Origin of the sequence: Bradyrhizobium genosp. L (genome assembly GCF_015624485.1) — a bacterium.
GTDB lineage: Bacteria > Pseudomonadota > Alphaproteobacteria > Rhizobiales > Xanthobacteraceae > Bradyrhizobium.
Map to the genome: position 1 here is coordinate 2,921,919 of NZ_CP061378.1, position 18,181 is coordinate 2,940,099.

Annotated in this window: 20 protein-coding genes; 12 read left to right on the forward strand and 8 right to left on the reverse strand. The window is 67.0% G+C overall.

What is annotated here, in order from left to right; translation table 11 throughout:
- Position 1: 1 nt before the first annotated feature.
- Together IC762_RS13550 and cobJ are read left to right on the forward strand one after the other, a co-directional pair.
- Positions 2-733, forward strand: coding sequence for a precorrin-2 C(20)-methyltransferase (locus IC762_RS13550; RefSeq protein ID WP_195789274.1), 732 nt, complete (start codon positions 2-4; stop codon positions 731-733).
- Positions 730-1,464: a precorrin-3B C(17)-methyltransferase gene (gene cobJ / locus IC762_RS13555; protein WP_195789275.1), complete on the forward strand. Its 735-nt coding sequence runs from the start codon at positions 730-732 to the stop codon at positions 1,462-1,464. The genes IC762_RS13550 and cobJ overlap by 4 nt, the downstream gene beginning before the upstream one ends.
- Here cobJ and IC762_RS13560 read toward each other — a convergent pair.
- Entirely contained in the window at positions 1,440-2,189 is a 750-nt protein-coding gene (locus IC762_RS13560; protein WP_195790120.1) for a cobalt-precorrin-6A reductase, read from the reverse strand. The genes cobJ and IC762_RS13560 overlap by 25 nt on opposite strands.
- On the opposite strand from IC762_RS13560, the gene cbiE reads away from it, so the two are divergent.
- Genes cbiE through cobF form a run of 6 tightly spaced genes read left to right on the forward strand, consistent with a single transcriptional unit; the run spans position 2,188 to position 7,305 of the window.
- Positions 2,188-3,369 carry a precorrin-6y C5,15-methyltransferase (decarboxylating) subunit CbiE gene (cbiE, locus tag IC762_RS13565; protein ID WP_195789276.1) on the forward strand — a complete coding sequence of 394 codons (1,182 nt, stop codon included), beginning with the start codon at positions 2,188-2,190 and terminating at the stop codon, positions 3,367-3,369. The two genes, IC762_RS13560 and cbiE, sit on opposite strands and share 2 nt — an antisense overlap.
- Complete coding sequence (locus IC762_RS13570) at positions 3,366-3,734, forward strand: cobalamin biosynthesis protein (RefSeq protein ID WP_195789277.1); 369 nt, start codon at positions 3,366-3,368, stop codon at positions 3,732-3,734. The genes cbiE and IC762_RS13570 overlap by 4 nt, the downstream gene beginning before the upstream one ends.
- Positions 3,731-4,516: a precorrin-4 C(11)-methyltransferase gene (gene cobM, locus IC762_RS13575; protein WP_195789278.1), complete on the forward strand. Its 786-nt coding sequence runs from the start codon at positions 3,731-3,733 to the stop codon at positions 4,514-4,516. Before IC762_RS13570 ends, cobM begins: the two co-directional genes overlap by 4 nt.
- Entirely contained in the window at positions 4,513-5,823 is a 1,311-nt protein-coding gene (locus IC762_RS13580) for a cobyrinate a,c-diamide synthase (RefSeq protein ID WP_195789279.1), read from the forward strand. The genes cobM and IC762_RS13580 overlap by 4 nt, the downstream gene beginning before the upstream one ends.
- Entirely contained in the window at positions 5,820-6,548 is a 729-nt protein-coding gene (cobA, locus tag IC762_RS13585) for a uroporphyrinogen-III C-methyltransferase (protein ID WP_195789280.1), read from the forward strand. Before IC762_RS13580 ends, cobA begins: the two co-directional genes overlap by 4 nt.
- 7 nt (positions 6,549-6,555) lie before the next feature.
- A complete protein-coding gene (gene cobF, locus IC762_RS13590; protein WP_195790121.1) occupies positions 6,556-7,305 on the forward strand; it encodes a precorrin-6A synthase (deacetylating) in 750 nt (249 codons plus the stop codon).
- Between the two features lie 5 nt (positions 7,306-7,310).
- Here the strand turns inward: cobF and IC762_RS13595 are convergent, their stop codons facing one another.
- The 3 genes from IC762_RS13595 to IC762_RS13605 all read right to left on the reverse strand — a co-directional run bounded on the left by IC762_RS13595 (position 7,311) and on the right by IC762_RS13605 (position 8,764).
- Positions 7,311-7,502 carry a hypothetical protein gene (locus IC762_RS13595; protein WP_195789281.1) on the reverse strand — a complete coding sequence of 64 codons (192 nt, stop codon included), beginning with the start codon at positions 7,500-7,502 and terminating at the stop codon, positions 7,311-7,313.
- Between the two features lie 185 nt (positions 7,503-7,687).
- Entirely contained in the window at positions 7,688-8,194 is a 507-nt protein-coding gene (locus tag IC762_RS13600) for a YkgB family protein (RefSeq protein WP_195789282.1), read from the reverse strand.
- Positions 8,195-8,227: 33 nt separating this feature from the next.
- Positions 8,228-8,764 (reverse strand): carboxymuconolactone decarboxylase family protein, encoded by a 537-nt coding sequence (locus IC762_RS13605; protein ID WP_195789283.1) that lies wholly within the window; start codon positions 8,762-8,764, stop codon positions 8,228-8,230.
- Between the two features lie 130 nt (positions 8,765-8,894).
- Here IC762_RS13605 and IC762_RS13610 point away from each other — a divergent pair, with 130 nt between their 5' ends.
- Positions 8,895-9,875: an AraC family transcriptional regulator gene (locus IC762_RS13610; RefSeq protein WP_195789284.1), complete on the forward strand. Its 981-nt coding sequence runs from the start codon at positions 8,895-8,897 to the stop codon at positions 9,873-9,875.
- Here the strand turns inward: IC762_RS13610 and IC762_RS13615 are convergent.
- The 4 genes from IC762_RS13615 to IC762_RS13630 form a co-directional block, all read right to left on the reverse strand.
- The gene (locus tag IC762_RS13615; protein ID WP_195789285.1) at positions 9,865-10,539 is read right to left on the reverse strand and encodes a peroxiredoxin-like family protein; all 675 of its coding nucleotides are present in this window, start codon (positions 10,537-10,539) and stop codon (positions 9,865-9,867) included. The genes IC762_RS13610 and IC762_RS13615 overlap by 11 nt on opposite strands.
- Before the next feature lie 155 nt (positions 10,540-10,694).
- Positions 10,695-11,573, reverse strand: coding sequence for a LysR family transcriptional regulator (locus IC762_RS13620; RefSeq protein WP_195789286.1), 879 nt, complete (start codon positions 11,571-11,573; stop codon positions 10,695-10,697).
- Between the two features lie 155 nt (positions 11,574-11,728).
- Positions 11,729-12,943, reverse strand: coding sequence for an ABC transporter substrate-binding protein (locus IC762_RS13625; RefSeq protein ID WP_433995907.1), 1,215 nt, complete (start codon positions 12,941-12,943; stop codon positions 11,729-11,731).
- 47 nt (positions 12,944-12,990) lie between these two features.
- Positions 12,991-14,130 carry an acyl-CoA dehydrogenase family protein gene (locus tag IC762_RS13630; RefSeq protein ID WP_195789288.1) on the reverse strand — a complete coding sequence of 380 codons (1,140 nt, stop codon included), beginning with the start codon at positions 14,128-14,130 and terminating at the stop codon, positions 12,991-12,993.
- A gap of 80 nt (positions 14,131-14,210) precedes the next feature.
- Between IC762_RS13630 and IC762_RS13635 the strand changes: the two genes are divergently transcribed.
- The 3 genes from IC762_RS13635 to IC762_RS13645 all read left to right on the forward strand — a co-directional run bounded on the left by IC762_RS13635 (position 14,211) and on the right by IC762_RS13645 (position 18,173).
- Entirely contained in the window at positions 14,211-15,074 is an 864-nt protein-coding gene (locus IC762_RS13635; RefSeq protein ID WP_195789289.1) for a FadR/GntR family transcriptional regulator, read from the forward strand.
- 55 nt (positions 15,075-15,129) lie between these two features.
- Positions 15,130-15,939 carry an enoyl-CoA hydratase/isomerase family protein gene (locus IC762_RS13640; RefSeq protein ID WP_246801553.1) on the forward strand — a complete coding sequence of 270 codons (810 nt, stop codon included), beginning with the start codon at positions 15,130-15,132 and terminating at the stop codon, positions 15,937-15,939.
- 101 nt (positions 15,940-16,040) lie between these two features.
- Positions 16,041-18,173, forward strand: coding sequence for an acyl-CoA dehydrogenase family protein (locus IC762_RS13645; RefSeq protein ID WP_246801554.1), 2,133 nt, complete (start codon positions 16,041-16,043; stop codon positions 18,171-18,173).
- Positions 18,174-18,181: the final 8 nt, after the last annotated feature.

An 18,181-nucleotide genomic window follows, 5' to 3' on the forward strand; every position in this document is an offset into this window, starting at 1 on the left:
GATGGGACGCATCATCTGCTGCGGCCTCGGCCCAGGTGATTCCGACCTGATGAGCGTACGGGCCGATCGCATCGTGCGCGCCGCCAAGCACGTCGCTTATTTCCGCAAGAAGGGCCAGCCGGGACAGGCGCGCCGCATCGTCGAAGGCTTGCTCGCCGCCGATGTCAGCGAATACCCGATGGAATATCCCGTCACAACGGAGATCGCGTTCGACAGCCCCGAATATGCGCGGCTGCTCGGAAGCTTCTATGACGAATGGGCCGAGCGGCTGGCGCGGCTTGCGGGCGCGATCGACGTCATCGTGCTCTGCGAGGGCGATCCCTATTTCTACGGCTCGTTCATGCACCTGCACGCGCGCCTGCAGGGGCGCGTCGCGCTCGAGGTGGTCGCCGGCATTCCGGGCATGGTCGGCTGCTGGAATGCGGTCGGCCAGCCGATTGCGCTCGGCGACGACGTGACGACCGTGCTGATGGGCACGCTGCCGGAAGCCGAGCTCGCCCAGCGGATGCGCACGACAGACGCGCTCGTCGTCATGAAGACCGGGCGTAACCTGCCCAAGATCCGCCGCGCGCTGGCGTCCGCCGGACGGCTCGATGCTGCCTGGCTGGTCGAGCGCGGCACCATGCCGGATCAGCGCGTCGCCCGGCTTGCCGATCTCGGCGACGCCGATGCGCCGTATTTTGCGATCGTGCTGGTGCACGGGCAGGGGCGACGCAGGGAGACGGGCGAATGACGGGCACGCTGGCCATCGCAGGCCTTGGGCCGGGCGATGAGGCGTTGATCACGCCGGAGGTCTCGCGCGCGCTCGCGGCTGCGACCGACATCGTCGGCTATGCGCCCTATGTCGCGCGCGTGCCGCCGCGCGACGGGCTGACGCTGCATCCGTCTGACAATCGCGTCGAGCTGCAGCGTGCCGGCGAGGCGCTGCGGCTGGCCTCGGAAGGGCGGCACGTCGTTGTGGTCTCCTCGGGCGACCCCGGCGTGTTCGCGATGGCGTCGGCGGTGTTCGAAGCGCTTGAACAAACGCCCCAATGGTGCGACCTGCCGATTCGCGTCCTGCCCGGCGTCACGGCCATGCTGGCGGCGGCAGCGAGCGCCGGCGCGCCGCTCGGCCATGATTTCTGCGCGATCAACCTCTCCGACAACCTGAAGCCATGGCCGGTGATCGAGCAGCGGCTGCGGCTCGCAGCGCAAGCCGACTTCGCGATCGCGATGTACAATCCGCGCTCGGCCAGCCGGCCCGACGGCTTCGGTCGCGTGCTCGAGATCCTGCGCGAGGCGGGCTGCGGCGAGCGCATCGTGATCTTCGCGCGCGCGGTCTCGACACGAGAGCAGCGGATCGAGGCGGTCACGCTGCGTGACGCGACCCCCGGGATGGCCGACATGCGGACGCTCGTGATCGTGTGCAATTCGGCGACGCGGCAAGTCGGCCGCTGGGTCTATGCGCCGAGGCAGGTCCGATGACCGAGCCACGCCATCACCTCGGCGACACTCTCGACCCGCGGCCGCGCGGGCAGATGTGGTCGCGCGATGATGATGACGGGAAGGCCCAGCGCGCGGGCCGCATCGATCTTGGCGCGCGCACCCGTTCCGCCGGAATTGCGGGCGACGATCCATTGGATGCCGCGGGTTCGCATCGTCTCCAGTTCACCGGCGAGCGTGAAGGGGCCGCGCGATACGATGACGTCGGCATCCGGCAGGGGCAGCGCGTCCTCCGGCGGATCGACGAACCGCAACGTATAGGCATGCTGCGGCCTGGCGCCGAACGGCGCGAGGTGCTGACGGCCGATCGCGAGGAACACGTGCGCACGCTGATCGGGCAAGGCCGTAACGGCCGACGCGACGTCCGGGACATCGATCCAGACGTCGCCGGATGCCTTGATCCATGGCGCGCGTTCGAGGGCGAGCAGGGGCGTTCCGGTTTCGGCACATGCCGCAATCGCGTTTCGGCTCATCTCGGCGGCGAAGGGATGGGTAGCGTCGATCACATGGGTGATGCGTTCCTCGCGGAGATAGTCGGCAAGACCGCTCACGCCACCGAAGCCGCCGACACGCGTCGGCAGCTTCTGCACGGCGGGTGCGCGGGTCCGGCCGCCATAGGAATACACCGCGTCGATCCCAGCCCGCGCGATGTCTTCCGCGAGCACATTGGCATCGGCTGTTCCGCCCAGGATCAGGGCGCGCATCATGGGTAGTCCCTGGTTGACCATCATCGGCATCGGCGAAGATGGCCTTGCCGGCCTCTCGGACGCAAGCCGAAAGGCACTCCGCGAAGCCGAGACGGTGTTCGGCGGCGGGCGGCATCTTGCGCTCGCTGGCGTCACCGAGCGCGGCCGCGTCTGGCCGGTGCCGTTCGATGCCGATATCGTGCTGAGCTGCCGTGGCCGCCCGACCGTGGTGCTCGCCTCGGGCGATCCGTTTTGGCACGGCGCCGGTGGAAGCCTTGCCGAGAAGCTGCAGGCCGGCGAGTGGATCGCCCATTCCGGACTATCGACATTTTCGCTTGCAGCGGCACGCTTGGGCTGGCGGCTCGAACATGTCGTCTGCCTCGGCCTGCATGCCGCGCCGTTCGAGCGCCTGGTGCCGCATCTGGCGCGCAGTGCGCAGATCATCTGTCTGGTGCGCGATGGCCAGGCGGCCGCCGACCTCGCAAAATGGCTGACGGAGCACGGCTGGGGTGAATCATCGCTGTGGACGCTATCCGCGCTCGGCGGCCCGCGCGAAGCGATCAGCCAGCATCGCGCGGACGGCTACGCGGCCGATCCGAACGACAGGCTTGTGGCCGTTGCGCTGGAGGCGAGGGGTGCGCAGGGAATCGCGCGCAGCTCAGGCCTTCCCGATGCGCTGTTCCTCCATGACGGGCAATTGACCAAGCGACCGATCCGCGCGCTAGCGCTTTCGGCGCTCTCGCCGCGGCCCGGCGAGCGACTGTGGGATGTCGGCGCCGGCTCGGGCTCGATCTCGATCGAATGGGCCTTGTGCGGCGGCGCCGCTGTCGCCATCGAGGTGCGCGGCGATCGCGCGGCGAACATCCGCGGCAATGCCGAGAGTTTTGGGCTGACGCATCGCATCACCGTCATCGAGGGAACGGCGCCGAGAGTTCTCGCCGATCTCGCGACGCCGGATGCCGTGTTCATCGGCGGAGGTCTCGATGTTGTGCTGTTCGAAACCGTGTGGTCGCGGCTTGCGCCGGTCACGCGACTGGTCGCGCATGCGGTGACGCTGGAAACCGAGGCACTCCTCTCCGATCTGCATCGGCGCCACGGCGGCGAACTGATGCGCCTGGAGATCGCCCACGCCGATGAATTGGGCCGCTACCGGTCGTGGAAGGCGTCGCGGCCGGTCGTGCAGTGGAGTGTGGTCCGATGAAGGTCGCCGGCCTGGGGTTCCGGCGCGAGGCCAGCCTTGGCTCGCTGCGCGATGCGCTTGACGCAGCCGGTGGTCCCGACGGCCTTGCGGCGGTCGTCACGGTGAGTGACAAGGCGGATGCGGCAGTGTTGAAGTCCCTTGCGCAAGAGCTGGGATTGCCGATCAGGGGCATTCCGGCCGAGCTGTTGGCCGGGATCGAAACTGTGACGCAATCCGAATTCATCGATGCCAGCTTTGGCACCGGCTCGGTTGCCGAGGCCGCAGCGCTGGCTGCGGCGGGACGCGGGGCGCGGCTGATTGCGGCCCGGGTGGTGTCGCAGGATCGGATGGCGACCGCGGCGATCGCGGAAGGAGACGGCGAATGACGGTGCATTTCATCGGCGCGGGACCCGGCGCCGCCGATCTGCTGACCTTGCGCGGGCGCGATCTCATCGCGTCCTGTCCGGTGTGTCTCTATGCCGGCTCGCTGGTGCCCGAGGGCGTGCTGGCGCATTGCCGTGATGACGCGCGCATCGTCAACACCGCGCCGTTGTCGCTCGACGAGATCATCGCGGAGATGGCGGCTGCGCATGCCGACGGCAAGGACGTCGCGCGGCTGCACTCCGGCGATCTCTCGGTCTGGTCGGCGATGGGCGAGCAGCTGCGCCGCCTGCGCGCGTTGCAGATTCCCTATTCGGTGACACCAGGCGTGCCGGCCTTCGCGGCGGCTGCGGCGGCGCTGGAGGCCGAGCTCACGCTGCCCGGCCTTGCCCAATCGGTGGTGCTGACGCGCACGCCGGGCCGGGCCAGCGCGATGCCGGAGGGCGAGACGCTTGCGGCGTTCGCGGCGACCGGCGCGGTGCTCGCGATCCATCTCTCGATCCATATGCTCGACAAGGTCACAGCCGAGCTCACGCCGCATTACGGTGCGGAGTGTCCGGTCGCGATCGTCTGGCGCGCGAGCTGGCCGGACCAGCGCATCGTGCGCGCCACGCTTGCGACCCTCGATGCCGCCGTCGGCGCCGAGCTCGAACGCACCGCGCTGATCCTGGTCGGCAAGACACTGGGCGCAGACGAATTCGCCGACAGCCGCCTCTATGCAGCCGACTACGATCGCCGTTATCGCCCGGTCGGCGCGGAACCGCGCTTTCCGGAACCATCGCGATGACGGCGGGGCTGATGATCTCGGCGCCGGCCTCCGGTGTCGGCAAGACCACGCTGACGCTGGCGTTGGCGCGTGCCTATCGCGATCGCGGGCTCAAGGTGCAATGCTTCAAGAGTGGGCCGGATTATATCGACCCTGCCTTTCATGCGGTCGCGACGGGGCGCGCGTCCGTCAATCTCGACAGCTGGGCGATGGAACGCGATGTGATCGCGCATCTCGCAAGCCGCGCTGCCGATGCCGATCTCGTTTTGGCCGAGGGATCGATGGGCCTGTTCGACGGCGTTGCCGCGCGCGGCGTCTCCGGCACCGGCGCAACCGCCGACATCGCTGAAACGATGGGATGGCCGGTGCTGCTGGTGATCGACCCCTCCGGCCAGGCCCAGACGGCGGCGGCGATCACAGCGGGACTGCGCGATTTTCGCGCCGGCGTCGAGCTCGCAGGCGTCGTCCTCAACCGCGTTGCAAGTCCGCGGCACGAGGACCTGGTGCGCGGCGCCATGGCGGCCGCCGGCATTGCCGTGCACGGCGCGCTGCCGCGTCATGCAGGAATCAATTTGCCGAAGCGGCATCTTGGCCTGGTGCAGGCGGAAGAGCAGGCCGAGATCGACGGCTTGATCGGTGAAGCGGCGCGATTCGTGGCCGAGCATGTCGATCTCGACGCGGTGCTGCGATCGGCCCGTGCGTGGTCGCCGCATGCTGCCGCCGGTCGTGTCAGGGTGACGCCGCCCGGCCAGCGCATTGCATTGGCGCGCGACACCGCATTCTCCTTCGTCTACCCGCATATGCTGGAGGCGTGGCGCGATGTCGGCGCCGAGATCGTGACCTTCTCGCCGCTTGCCGACGAAGGTCCCGATGCCGGCGCCGATGTGTGCTGGCTGCCCGGCGGCTATCCGGAGCTGCATGCCGGCCGGCTTGCCGCCAATGCGCGGTTCCTTCGGAGCTTGCGCGGCTTCGCCGAGACGCGGCCGGTGCATGGCGAATGCGGAGGATATATGGTGCTGGGCCGCGCCCTGACCGACGCCGATGGTGCGCGCCACGAGATGGCCGGATTGCTCGGCCTCGAGACCAGCTATGCCAAGCGCCGCATGCATCTGGGTTACCGCCTCGCCGAGCTCGTTGCGGCGATGCCCGGGCACGGCCCTGGTGCACGGCTGCGCGGCCATGAATTCCACTATTCGACGATCGTTACGGAGCCCGACGTGCCGCTCGCAGTCGTCCGCGATGCGACTGGCGCGACCGTGGCCGAGACCGGCTCGCGTCGCGGCCACGCGACGGGCACCTTCTTCCATTTGATTGCGGAGGACCGGTGAGCGGTTTTGTCTCCTTTGTCTCGGCCGGCCCCGGCGATCCCGAACTGCTGACGGTGAAGGGCGCCGCGCGGTTGCGCGACGCCGACGTCGTGCTCTATGACGACCTCGCTTCGGGGGCGATCCTCGATCTTGCACGCAGCGGCGCCAATCTCGTCGCGGTCGGCAAGCGCGCCGGCCGCCTGTCGGCCGGGCAGCATCACGTCAGCCGGCTGCTGGTCGACTATGCCGCGACCGGCATGCGCGTCGTGCGGCTGAAATCGGGCGACGCCGGAATTTTCGGTCGGCTCGAGGAAGAGATCGAGGCGCTGCGCGCGGCAGGCATCGGCTACGAGATCATTCCCGGCGTGACTTCGGCCTCCGTCGCGGCCGCGCAGGCCGGCATTCCCTTGACGCGACGCCTGACGTCGCGGCGGGTCCAGTTCGTGACCGGCGCCGACGTCACCGGCGAACTGCCGGCTGATCTGAATTGGACGGCGCTGGCGGATCCGGAAGCGACCACCGTCGTCTATATGGGGAGACGAACGTTCCCGGCGCTCGCAGCGCAGCTGATTGCACACGGCCTTGCTCCCGATACGCCCGCATTGCTGGCAGAGCAGCTCGGCCACGCCGATGAACGACTGGTCCGGACGACGATCGCAGAGCTTGCCGGGCAACTCACGCAGGCGGGTGTGGCAACGGCGGCGGCGGTCATTCTGTTTGGCGCGCTGGCTCCGGGGCAGGGGTGATGCGGCCATGCTGACGCTGTCCCTGATCGGCATCGGTTGCGGCGATCCGCAGCAGCTCACGCAGGCGGCGATCGGCGCGATCAACGCCGCCGACCTGATCCTGATCCCGCGCAAGGGAAGCGCGAAATCCGATCTCGCCGAGCTGCGGCGGACGATTTGTGCTGATGTGCTGAGCAACGGGCGAACGCGTATCGCCGAGTTCGACCTGCCGGTGCGCGATGCCGGCGAGGAGGATTATCGCAAGGGTGTCGATGATTGGCATGACGCGGTCGCGGCCATCTGGTTGCAGGAAATCGCGCGCCATCTCGGCGGCGAGGGCCGCGTGGCAATGCTGATCTGGGGCGATCCGTCGCTCTATGATTCGAGCCTGCGGATTGCGCGCAGGCTTGCTCCGCTGCCGACCATCGAAGTGATCCCAGGCATCACGTCGATCCAGGCGCTGTGCGCGGCGCATGCCGTGCCGCTTAATGAGATCGGCGAGCCCTTTCTGGTAACGACGGGTCGGCGCCTGCGTGAGGATGGTTGGCCGTCGGGTGTGGACACCGTGGTGGTGATGCTCGATGGCGGCGCAGCGTTCCAGACCCTCGATCCCGACGGCGTGCGGATCTGGTGGGGTGCCTATCTCGGCATGCCCGACCAGATCATCATGGCCGGCGAGCTTCGCGACGTCGGCCCACGCATCGTCGCCGCGCGGCTTGAGGCGCGCGCCAGGCACGGCTGGATCATGGACAGCTATATTCTCAAGCGGCGCGCCTGATCGCGCTAGCCTTTGAACGCGCGGATCGAGGGCTGGATGGTCAGGCGGTAGGCGACAAGCCTGTCGCCGTCGAACAGCTCCAGCGTCGTTTCACAGACCGGACAACGATACTGGCCTTCGGTCCCAGCCTCGGAGGCGAGCTCAAGGCGTCGAAACCCAGCCCCACAGCGTGGGCACGTCACATCGTCCTTTTTCATGCGGCTCACCCCAGAACAGCACCGGCCGGCTAATCTAACGCAGCCGACACGGCGGAACTATGTTCACGGCCGCCAACGGCGATGCGGGATGGCTGCCATGTCGCTGCGCCGACGGTTCCACCCTCGCGCAATTGCCGGTGAGCTGGAGGGCTCGCCGGCAACGCATCGCCATCCGCAGCGGCCACCTATTGCCGCGTCAGGCGAACCAGGTCCTGTTTCAGCAAATAGAGCGAGACCGCGAGCAGGACGACATCCTTCATCAGGAACGGCACGTTGCCGGTCATCGCGGGAAAACCTCCGGCCGCGACATCCCAGCCATCAGGCATGAACGGGATGATGGTGACGGTCGCGATGAAGGTGCCGGTCGAGCCGAGGGCGCCGAGCACGCCGAGCCGCTTGTCCCAGAAGCCTGCGAGCAGCAGCGATCCGAAGGTCCACTCGGAGGCGCCGAGGAAATAGCTGGCGCCGGCGTGGCCGAAGGCCGGATACAGCCACCAGATCAGCGGACCGTTGCTGATGAACGGGACCAGCCGTTCGAATTCGTAGGGAAACCACTTCTGGTAACCGAAGAACAGGAACATGATCACCATCGCGGCGCGGACGACGTGATAGTCGAGATCATGCGCGAGCAGGCCGGAGCGATCGAGGGCGCCGAGAAGCGGGTTTTGCGTGGTGCTGGAAAGCGTGGTCATGGTCGTGATCCTTTCGTTCGACATCTGCGCGCTCTAGGCGACCGCGGGAAAGTCGATGTCGGTGTCGTTGATGCGGTTGAAGACGTTGGTGAACACGGTGGTCGCGAACGCCAGGCTGATTTCGACCAGCTGACCGTCGCTGTAGCCGACAGCCCTGATCGCGGCGAAGTCCGCGTCGCTGACCGTTCCGCTCGACTGCGCGAGCTTGCGGACGAAGCCGACCAGCGCGTCGCGCTTGGCGTCGCCGGTCGGCTCGTCGTCTCGGATATGCTTGAGCACGTCGGCCTTCACGCCGGCGAGCTTGGCGAGATGCGAATGCGCGGCGACACAATAATCGCAGCCGCCGGCGGCGCTGATCACGAGCTTGATGACCTCCCGATCGCTCTTGCTCAGGCTGCCGCCGGCAAGCACGGCGTCGGCGGCGAGGATCGACTTGAGCGCGGCCGGGCCATGCGCGGCGATCGCCGCATAGGTGTTCGGCACGCTGCCGACCGTCTTCTTGATCTGGGCGTAGATCTGGCCCGAGGGGCCGGTGTCGGTTTCGAGATTGGGGACTGAAAGGCGGGACATGGTGGCACTCCGTGTTGGGGGTGGTGAACGATTGCGAAGTGACGGTATGTCTGCTGAATGAGAGTTTGAATGTTACAAAAGCTCAATTATATGCTCAAATGTCTCGCGTGAGATGCTTGAGAGGTCAGCCATGGATTGGCTCAGCCGGCTGTTCGAGATGATCCCGGTGCGCGGGCGGCTCGACCTGCGCTGCAGCTATGGGGCGCCCTGGCGGATCGATCAGGGGCCGGCTGCGGCTGGCGAGATTCCCTATCACGCGGTGCTCGCGGGCTCCGCGATCCTTGACGATCCGGCAGGCGGCCGGCCGTTGCAGCTGAAGGCCGGCGACATTCTGCTGCTGCCAGGCAATCCGCGGCATGTCATGCATGACGGCGGCGGAGCCGCGCCGCTGCCGGCGCGCAACCGGCCGGCGCAGAATTTCACGATCAGCGAAAACCTCGGCTCCGATCAGCGGCTCGACCTGTTGTGCGGGCACTTCGCGATCACGCCTCCGCACGATCGTCTGCTGCGCAGCTATCTGCCGCCGCGTCTCGTCGTGCATGCCGGCGCGCAGGCCGGCGAGGGGACCGAAGCGCAGCTCGCCGGGCTGGTGTCGCTGATGCGCAGCGAGGCGGTGGACGATCGTCTCGGCGGCCGCGCCATGCTGAACGCGCTGTCGACGGCGATGTTCGCGCTGGCGCTGCGGCTTGCGAGCGAAACCGGCGCCGCACCGCGCGGCCTGCTGGCGATGGCCGGTCATCCCCGCCTGGCGCCCGCGGTCGCAGCGATGTTCAGGGAGCCCGCAAGCGCCTGGTCGCTGCCGGAGCTCGCCCAGCTCTGCAACATGTCGCGGGCAACGCTGGCCCGCCAGTTTCAGGAGAAGCTCGGGCGATCGGCGAGCGACCTGCTCACTGATATCAGGATGACGCTCGCGGCGAACGAGCTGAAAACCTCGTCGCTCGCCACGGGCGCTGTCGCTGATATGGTCGGCTACCAGTCGGAGGCCGCCTTTCAGCGCGCCTTCAAGAGCCACATGGGCGTGACCCCGGCGCAGTGGCGAAAGGGGCAGTCGCCCGGACGAGCGGCCGATGACGAGATGCCATCGGCCACCGCGAGCGACGTCACGCCCTGACGGCAGCCGCTTGCTGCAGAACCGGGATCATGTCTTCAGGCTCGGGGCGACGGGTGTAGTCGGGGTTGACTTCGGAGTAGAGGATCACGCCGTCCTGGCCGATCACGTAGCGCGCCGGCATCGGCAGCGTCCAGCTCGGATCGTCGTTGAATACGGGCAGATCGTTCTTGAACTGCTTGTAAAGCGCGACCAGATAGTCGGGCAAATGGAAGCGCAGTCCGAAGGCCTCGCTGACCTTGCCCTTCGCATCGGACAGGATCGGGAAGGACAGCTTATTCTGACGCACCGACTTGCGGCTGTTCGGCGCGGTCTGCGGCGAGATCGCGATCAGCGAAGCGCCGTATTTGTCGAACTCCGGCTTGGCGGCTTCGAGCGCCTGCAGCTCCATGTTGCAATATGGGCACCAGACGCCGCGGTAGAAGCTGAGCACCAGCGGGCCGCGCTGCAGCAGATCCGCCGAGTTGACGACGTTGCCGTCGGCATTCCCGAGCGAGAAGGACGGAGCGATGTCGCCGGCCTTTTTCGCGCGCTGCGCGGCGCCCGACGCGATCAACTCAGCGGTGGCGCGGTGCATGATCTCGATGTCCGAGCGCGGACGGCTGTAGGGCGGCTTGCCGGCTTCGAAATCGGCCTTGAAGGCATCGAGCTTGGCTTGCAGCGACATGGCGGTTCTCCTCTTGATGTCTGCGTGGAGGGGCGGCGGCGCCGTCCTCTCGTCGAACTTGCACGCAGGAAACTAAGGGAAACCGGCGTCCGAGGTAGCGGGGCCATCGGACTACTTTATATTCCCCTTGGGAATAAAGCTGGCGGCCGGCTCGGTCAGGCGCCGAAAGTCTGCTCGAAGAAATCCACGAAGGCCCGCGCCTTGGCGGTCGCGGCGCGGCCGGACGGAAGCACGGCCCAGAGGTCGAGCGCGGGCAGGCTCCATCCCGAGAGCACGGCGCGCACGGCGCCCGACCGGATCTCGGGACTGAACATCCATTCCGATGCGACAGCGAGCCCGGCATCGGCGAGTACCGCGGCGCGGACGCCTTCGGCCGCCGTGACCCGCAGCCGGCTCTGCACGGTCACGGCTACTTCGGTGCTGTCGCGCTGGAACGACCACACGCTGCCTTCCCTGAGATAGACGATCGCCTGATGCCGGCTCAGCTCGCTCGGCGTCGACGGTGTGCCGGCGCGATCGAAATAGGCCGGCGTGGCCAGCACCAGGCGCCTGCATCTGGCGACGCGGCGCGCCGTCAACGTCGAATCCTGCATCTTGCCCATCCGTAAGGCCACGTCGATGCCTTCCTGCACCAGGTCGATCTGGCGATCATCGAGCACGATTTCGAGCTCCAGCTCGGGATTGCGCGCGAGGAATTTTGGCAGCATCGGAATGAGATGGATGCGGGCGAAGGTGACGGCGGCGCAGATCCGCAGACGCCCTTTCAACCCGGCGCCGGCGCCGCGCGCGGCGAGCTCGGCCTCGGCGGCTTCCTCCAGCGCACGTCGGGCGCGCTCGAGATAGCCGAGACCGGCTTCGGTCGGCGTGAGACCGCGCGTCGAGCGGGCGAGCAGCTTGACCCCGAGATAGTCCTCGAGCTGCGCGACGGACTTGGAGATCGCGGGCTGTCCGACCCGAAGCTGTCGGGCCGCTCCGGAGAACGATCCCGTCTCGACGACCCGCACGAACGTCTCCATCGCGGCCAGACGATCCATCCTATTCTCCACAGGAATGAGCGATTTCGCTCATCCTGTCTGCCATGATCGGCGGCGCTTGGCCACCGGCTCGGGACAGGGGAGAAAGGCTGCGCGTGCCGTGATGATGCCTGACGGCAGATCGCGAGAACCCGCGGGGGTTTTTTGCTGCCGTTTCAGTCGGCCGACAGCGGATCGCCCGTCAGCGACCAGCTTTCGCCGTCGAACGTCGCAATTCGCAAGGTGCGGAACGGCGTGTAGTCGCCGGGCCTGGTGCTGATCGTGACGCCTGGGAGCATCATCGGCAGCCGCTCGCCGTTGAGCGAGGTCGCCTGCTTGACCAGATTCTCGCGCGTCAGCTGGTCGCCGCATTTGCGCAAGGCGAGCTCGACGGCGTGGACGTTCATATAGGCGACCAGCACCGAATAGTCGTCCGGGTTGGCCGCGGGCGCGTAGGTCTTCAGGAAGGTCTTGTAGGCCTTGACCTCGTCGTCATTGGCCCAGGCCGGATCGCCGGGCTGCTTGAGGAATTGCGTCGTTACCAGCCCCTTCGAGGCCTCGAGGCCCGCCGGCTTCAAAATGGTCTCGACCGAGGCCGTCGAGCCGCCGATCACGTGCAGGGGCTTCCAGCCGAGCTCGTAGACCTTGCGGATCGATTGTGCGGCGGCCTTCGATGAGGATTGCTCGATCAAGGTATCGACGCCGGCGGCCTTCAACTGGACGATTTGCGAATCGATCGTGGGATCGGTGAGTTCATAGGACGCCTCGGCGACGATCTGCGAGGCCTTGGGGCCGAGGCCCGCACGCAGGCCCTTCAGATAATCCTTGCCGTAATCGTCATTCTGGGTGAGCACGCCGATCTTGGCGTCGGGCTTGGCGCCGAGGATGTATTTGGCGACGACCCGGCCTTCGGTCTCGAAATCCGGATAGAGCGGGATCGTCCACGGGAAGGTCTTCGGATCGTTGAAGCGGCGGCCGCCCGCGGTGATGAAGAGCTGCGGCACCTGCTTGCCGTTGAGATATTTCTGGATCGCGACGTTCGGCGCGGTGCCGATGGTGCCGACCTCGGCGAGCACGCCGACATCCTCGATCAGCTTGCGCGACTGCTCGACCGCTTTCGGGGCGCTGTAGGCGTTGTCGAGCTGCGTGAAGGCGATCTTGCGGCCGTTGATGCCGCCTTGCGCGTTCAGCATCTCGAAATAGCCGACGACGGCGCGGCCCGCGCCGGCGCCGAATGCGGAAGCCGGACCGCTGAGCGGCGTGGATTGGCCGAGCTTGATCTCGGTATCGCTGGCGCCCGGACCGTAGGCCTTTTGCGCGTAGACGGGCGTCGCCAGCAGGCCGCACAGTGCGACCACCGCCAGCGCGCGGTTGGTGGTGTGGTTCAAGATCGTCTCCTCCGTGTTCAAAATTCTTTTCTTGTGAAAATCGATTTGGGTTAGCGCAGCAGCTCGCGCGCGATCACGACGCGCTGGATCTGGTTGGTGCCTTCGAAGATCTGGGTCAGCTTGGCGTCGCGCATCATGCGCTCGACGGGATAGTCCATGGTGTAGCCGTAGCCGCCGAAGATCTGCACGGCATCGGTCGTCACCTTCATCGCCATGTCGCTGCCGACGCATTTGGCCATGCTGGCGAGCACGTTGAGGCGCTTCCAGTCGCCGACGTCGCCGGCCCGCGCGCATTCATAGACCAGCGCGCGCGCCGCCTCGATCTGCATCGCCATGTCGGCGAGCATGAACTGCACGCCCTGGAATTCGGAGATCGATTTCTTGAACTGCTTGCGCTCCTTGGCGTAAGCGATGCAGGCATCGAGCGCGCCCTGCGCCAGGCCGACCGACTGGGCGCCGATGGTCGGGCGGTTGAGATCGAGCGCGCGCATCGAGGTGCGAAAGCCCTTGCCTTCCTCGCCGACCAGGTTCTCCACGGGCACCCGTACATTGTCGAAGAAGATCGGCGTGTTGGGCGCGCCGCGAAACCCCATCTTGCGTTCGTGACGGCCGAAGGTGATGCCCGGCATCGTCTTCGGCTCGACGATGAAGGCGGAAATGCCGTCGGCGCCGGCACCGTCGCTGGTCCGCGCCATCACCACGATATAGTCGGCGGCGACGCCATAGCTGCACCACTGCTTGCGGCCGTTCAGCACGTAGCAGTCGCCGTCCTTCTTGGCGCGGGTGTTGAGCGCTGCGACGTCGGAGCCGGCCTGCGGCTCGGAGATCGCGATCGCGGTGACGATGCCGCCCTGCGCAATGATCGGGAGATATTTCCTGCGCTGCTCCTCCGAGCCGAAATGCAGCAGCGGCATGATGAACATGGTGTTGAGCGCCGCGATCGAGGCGCAGGCGGGCGAGACCTTCGAGATCTCCTCGCGCGCGATGCAGGCCATCGTCAGGTTGCCGTTCGGGCCGCCATATTGCTCGGGCACCCAGAGCTGCATCAGCCCCATCTCGCCGAACAGTTTCACCAGCTCGAGCGGAAAGCGGTCGGTCTCGTCGACTTCGGCGGCGATCGGCGCCACGTGCCTGGCGACCATCCTGCGGACGTTGTCGCGGAATGCGACCTGCTCCTCGGTAAAACTCATGCGGGCTCCCCGTCGTTTTCTTTGCCGGACGCCAAAATAGGGCTTCCATTGAATGGGTGATCCATTTAATAATCCACCGCATGAGCACCAAGTCAAGCCCCCGCGCGCCGCTGCGCGCCCGCGCCGCATCTCCCACCCGGCGCGAGCGCGCCGCCGATCTCCGTGCGGCGGCGGCGACCTCGCCGGCGTTCAAGCCGATCCACACGCGGCGGACGTTCGAGGAGATCTGCGAGCGCATCCGCGAGCAGCTGGCGCTCGGCGTGCTGAAGCCGGGCGACAAACTGCCGCCGGAACGCGAGCTGGCGCAACAGCTCGGCGTCAGCCGCAACGTGCTGCGGGAGGCGCTGCGCAGCCTGGAGATGGCCGGCGTGCTGCGGCTGCAGAAGGGCGTCAAGGGCGGCGCCTTCATCCAGCAGGGCGACACCCGCCGGATGAACGAGGTGATGCGGGACATGCTGAGCCTCGGGACGATCTCGGTGCGGGAATTGTCCGAGGCGCGCGTCCACGTGCTCGACCTCGTGGTGCGGCTCGCCTGCGCCAATGCGCGGCGCGCCGATCTCGACGCGCTGGAGGCGAATATCGTGCGGACGGAGCTTGCCACCAAGGAAGGTCGCCTGCTCGATCGGGTGGAATGTTCGCGCGAGTTCTACAAGCTGCTGGCGGCGTCGACCGCCAACAAGGTGATCGCGATGATCGTGGACTCTGTCACCGAGATCCACATGCGCTTTGTCTATGCCAAGGTCGCCTCGAGCGGGGTTGCGATGGCGCGGCTGACGGAAAAGCGTCGCCAGTTCCTCGCCGCGCTCAGCGACCGGGACGTGAATTTGGCGAGCAAGCTGTTGCGCGCCCATTTGGAATCCGTGCAGCGGATGCTGGAGCAGGACCCAGGCGCGATGTCGCTGCACGTCGCGCTGGCGGACGTTCAGCCGGGAATGCGCCGCTGACAGAAATCCCGGCGCGCCGATCAACATGCAAACAGCAACAACAAGGGAGGCAAACATGTCCAACTACGCAAAGTACGAATGTCTGAAGGTCGAGGTCGCGGACAAGGTCGCGACCGTGACCTTGAACCGTCCGCAGGCGCGCAACGCCATCAATCAGAAGCTGATCCGCGAATTGCGCACGATCTGGGATGACCTTGCCGACGATCACGCCGTCAATGTCGTGGTGCTGACAGGTGCGGGCGAGTTCTTCAGCGTCGGCGGCGACGTCAAGGCGATGTCGGAACGACCCGGCGGCGACGTGCTGGAGGAGGGTGAGGTCCACGATCCCATGATCAGCCGGCGCGGCGTCACCCGCCAACTCGAGCTCGACAAGCCGATCATCGCGGCGATCAACGGCGATGCGATCGGGCTGGCGGCGACCCACGCGCTGCTCTGCGACATCACCGTGATGGCCGAGGACGCGCGGATCGGCGATACCCACGTCTCGCGGGTCGGCCTCGTCGCGGGCGACGGCGGCACGGTGATCTGGCCGCTGCTGATCGGCATCAACAAGGCCAAGGAGTATCTGATCCGCGGCACGCTGCTGAAGGGCCACGAGGCCGAACGGATCGGACTGGTCAATCACATCGCGCCGCGCGCCGACGTGCTGGCGAAGGCCCGCGAGATCGCGGTCGAGCTCGCCAACGGCCCGACCTGGGCGATCCGCTGGACCAAGCTGTCGATCAACCAGATCGTCAAGGAGCGCGTCAACATGCTGCTGGAGGCCTCGATGGCGCTGGAGCAGGTCACCTTCGAGACCGCTGACCACAAGGAAGCGACGATGTCGTTCAAGGAGAAGCGCAAGCCGAAATTCGGCCAGAGCTAGCGCCGGCGATGTCGGCGCCCGAAGTCGCAGGAGACGACGTAGCGGCGATGCTCGGGGAATCCGTGCGCGGATTCCTCGCAGAGCATTGGCGCGCAGACGCCATGAAGGACGCGGCGTCCGCTGATGCGGTCACCGCGATCTGGCAGAAGCTGGTTGGGCAGGGGATTGCGGCGCTCGGCGCCAATCCGGAGGAGGGCGGCCTTCGCGAAATCCTGGTGGTGATGGCCGAGCTCGGCCGCGCCGCCTGTCCCGCGCCGATGGGTGCCACAGCGCTCGCCAATCTTGTGCTTGCGGCCGCCACCGATGACATCGCGCTGGAGTTGCGGAAGCGGCTTCATGCCGGCGCGGCCTGCGTTGCGGTTTCGTTTGGTGGCCTCGACCCGGATCCCGGCGCGGGCACGGTCCAGCTCAGCGGCGGCGCAGCGTCGGGACTGCTTCGCTTCGTCGAGGCGGCGGGAAGTGCCACGCATCTGCTGGTGCCGGTCGATGCGTCGCGACTGGCGCTGGTCGATCTCAACGCGGCCGGCGTAAGCCGCGTGCCGACCCGAGCGATGGGCGCGTGGGGAAGTTGGGAGGTCAAGCTCGACTCGGTCCCGGTCAGGCTGATCGATTTCGAAACCCCCAGCGTGGACGATCTCCGGCTGGTGGCAAGGACAGCGCTGCTGGCCCGCGCACACGGTGCTGCCCGGCGCGCGTTCGAGCTGGTCGTGGACTACGCCAGGGAACGCCAGCAGTTCGGGCAGCCGATCGGAAAGTTTCAGGCGATCCAGCACAAGCTCGCCAACTGCCTGATCGATCTCGAAGGCGTGCGGCTCGTGCTGCATCACACCGCGCGGCTGTACGAGGCGCGGGATCCCCACTGGCGCTATTTTGCCGATTGCGCGTCGGCTTTCGCGAGCGCGGCGTTGCGGCGCGTTTCGCTGGAGACGCAGCACGCCTTCGGTGCCATCGGCTATGCCGAGGAGCATGAAGCGCCGCATCATTTCAAGCGCGTCCATCTCGATACCATTGCGCTCGGCGGCGCCGCGCACGCCAGGCGCGCGCTTGCATCGCATTTGTTCGACGATGGCGGCGCCGGGCTGCCGGAGTACGATCTCGGTCCAGCCGGCAATGCGCTGCGGGAACAAGTCAGGGAATGGCTCGCCCAGCATTGGTCCGGCGACGCAAAGTCCGCCTTTGACGGCCGGCCGTTCGCCAAGCGCGAGTTCGACGCCGCGTTCGCGCGGGAGATCGGCCAGACCGGCTGGATTGGCCTCGGCTGGCCGGAAAAATTCGGTGGCCAGGCGCGTTCGCCGCTGGAGCAGATCGCCTTCATGGAGACGATGGAGCGCGGCGAGGCGCCGCGGATCGGCGCGTCGATCCAGGCCAACGCGCTGATGATGTTCGGCACTGCCGAGCAACAGGCAAAATATCTGCCGGAGATCCTGCGTGGCGAGGCCATGCACGGCATGGGCTACAGCGAACCGCAGGCGGGATCCGACCTTGCCGCGCTACGCACCAGCGCGGAGCGGGACGGCGATCACTGGGTGATCACCGGCCAGAAGATCTGGACCACGACGTGGTGGGGCAAGTACATGTTCCTCGCCGCGCGGACCGACAAGCAGGCGAAGCCGCCGCATGCCGGCATCAGCATGTTCATCGTGCCGATGAATACGCCGGGGATCACGATCCGCCCCGCGACCACGATGTATGACGGCTCGTTCGCCAACATCTTCTACGACGACGTGCGGATCCCGCTGGAGAACCTGGTCGGCGAGGTGAATGGCGGCTGGAAGGTCTTGACCGGCGCGCTCGCCTTCGAGCGCGGCCTGGTCGGCGGCGGCATCGTGCTCAAGGTCGCGCATGCCTTCGAGCAGTTGCGTCGGCACGTGCTGAACAGCGGCGCCGGGAGCGATCCGATCATTCGCGACCGGATGGCGACGCTTGCGAGCGAGATCGAGGTCGGCCGCCAGCTCATGATGTATTGCGCCGAGCTAGCGTCCGACGGCGTCACGCCGCCCGAGTATGGCGCGATCAGCAAGGTGTTTTCCGGTGAGCTGATGGAGCGCTTCGGTGAGGCGGCGCTCGATCTGCTCGGCTCCCGCGCCGCGCTGTCCGAGCAGATGCCTGATGCGATCGACAACGGCCGGTTCGAGCAGAATTTGCGGCACTCGTTGATGTGGGTGATCAGCATCGGCACCAACGAGATCCAGCGCAGCTTGATCGCGCAGCGCGCGCTCGGCCTGCCGAGATAGGAGGAAAC

Excerpts from the sequence above, each read along its gene's own strand:
- IC762_RS13550 (WP_195789274.1), top strand. The coding sequence starts at position 2 with ATGGGACGCATCATCTGCTGCGGCCTCGGCCCAGGTGATTCCGACCTG.
- cobJ (WP_195789275.1), top strand. The coding sequence starts at position 730 with ATGACGGGCACGCTGGCCATCGCAGGCCTTGGGCCGGGCGATGAGGCG.
- cbiE (WP_195789276.1), top strand. The coding sequence starts at position 2,188 with ATGGGTAGTCCCTGGTTGACCATCATCGGCATCGGCGAAGATGGCCTT.
- IC762_RS13560 (WP_195790120.1), bottom strand. The coding sequence starts at position 2,189 with ATGATGCGCGCCCTGATCCTGGGCGGAACAGCCGATGCCAATGTGCTC.
- IC762_RS13570 (WP_195789277.1), top strand. The coding sequence starts at position 3,366 with ATGAAGGTCGCCGGCCTGGGGTTCCGGCGCGAGGCCAGCCTTGGCTCG.
- cobM (WP_195789278.1), top strand. The coding sequence starts at position 3,731 with ATGACGGTGCATTTCATCGGCGCGGGACCCGGCGCCGCCGATCTGCTG.
- IC762_RS13580 (WP_195789279.1), top strand. The coding sequence starts at position 4,513 with ATGACGGCGGGGCTGATGATCTCGGCGCCGGCCTCCGGTGTCGGCAAG.
- cobF (WP_195790121.1), top strand. The coding sequence starts at position 6,556 with ATGCTGACGCTGTCCCTGATCGGCATCGGTTGCGGCGATCCGCAGCAG.
- IC762_RS13595 (WP_195789281.1), bottom strand. The coding sequence starts at position 7,502 with ATGAAAAAGGACGATGTGACGTGCCCACGCTGTGGGGCTGGGTTTCGA.
- IC762_RS13600 (WP_195789282.1), bottom strand. The coding sequence starts at position 8,194 with ATGACCACGCTTTCCAGCACCACGCAAAACCCGCTTCTCGGCGCCCTC.
- IC762_RS13605 (WP_195789283.1), bottom strand. The coding sequence starts at position 8,764 with ATGTCCCGCCTTTCAGTCCCCAATCTCGAAACCGACACCGGCCCCTCG.
- IC762_RS13610 (WP_195789284.1), top strand. The coding sequence starts at position 8,895 with ATGGATTGGCTCAGCCGGCTGTTCGAGATGATCCCGGTGCGCGGGCGG.
- IC762_RS13615 (WP_195789285.1), bottom strand. The coding sequence starts at position 10,539 with ATGTCGCTGCAAGCCAAGCTCGATGCCTTCAAGGCCGATTTCGAAGCC.
- IC762_RS13620 (WP_195789286.1), bottom strand. The coding sequence starts at position 11,573 with ATGGATCGTCTGGCCGCGATGGAGACGTTCGTGCGGGTCGTCGAGACG.
- IC762_RS13630 (WP_195789288.1), bottom strand. The coding sequence starts at position 14,130 with ATGAGTTTTACCGAGGAGCAGGTCGCATTCCGCGACAACGTCCGCAGG.
- IC762_RS13635 (WP_195789289.1), top strand. The coding sequence starts at position 14,211 with ATGAGCACCAAGTCAAGCCCCCGCGCGCCGCTGCGCGCCCGCGCCGCA.
- IC762_RS13640 (WP_246801553.1), top strand. The coding sequence starts at position 15,130 with ATGTCCAACTACGCAAAGTACGAATGTCTGAAGGTCGAGGTCGCGGAC.
- IC762_RS13645 (WP_246801554.1), top strand. The coding sequence starts at position 16,041 with ATGAAGGACGCGGCGTCCGCTGATGCGGTCACCGCGATCTGGCAGAAG.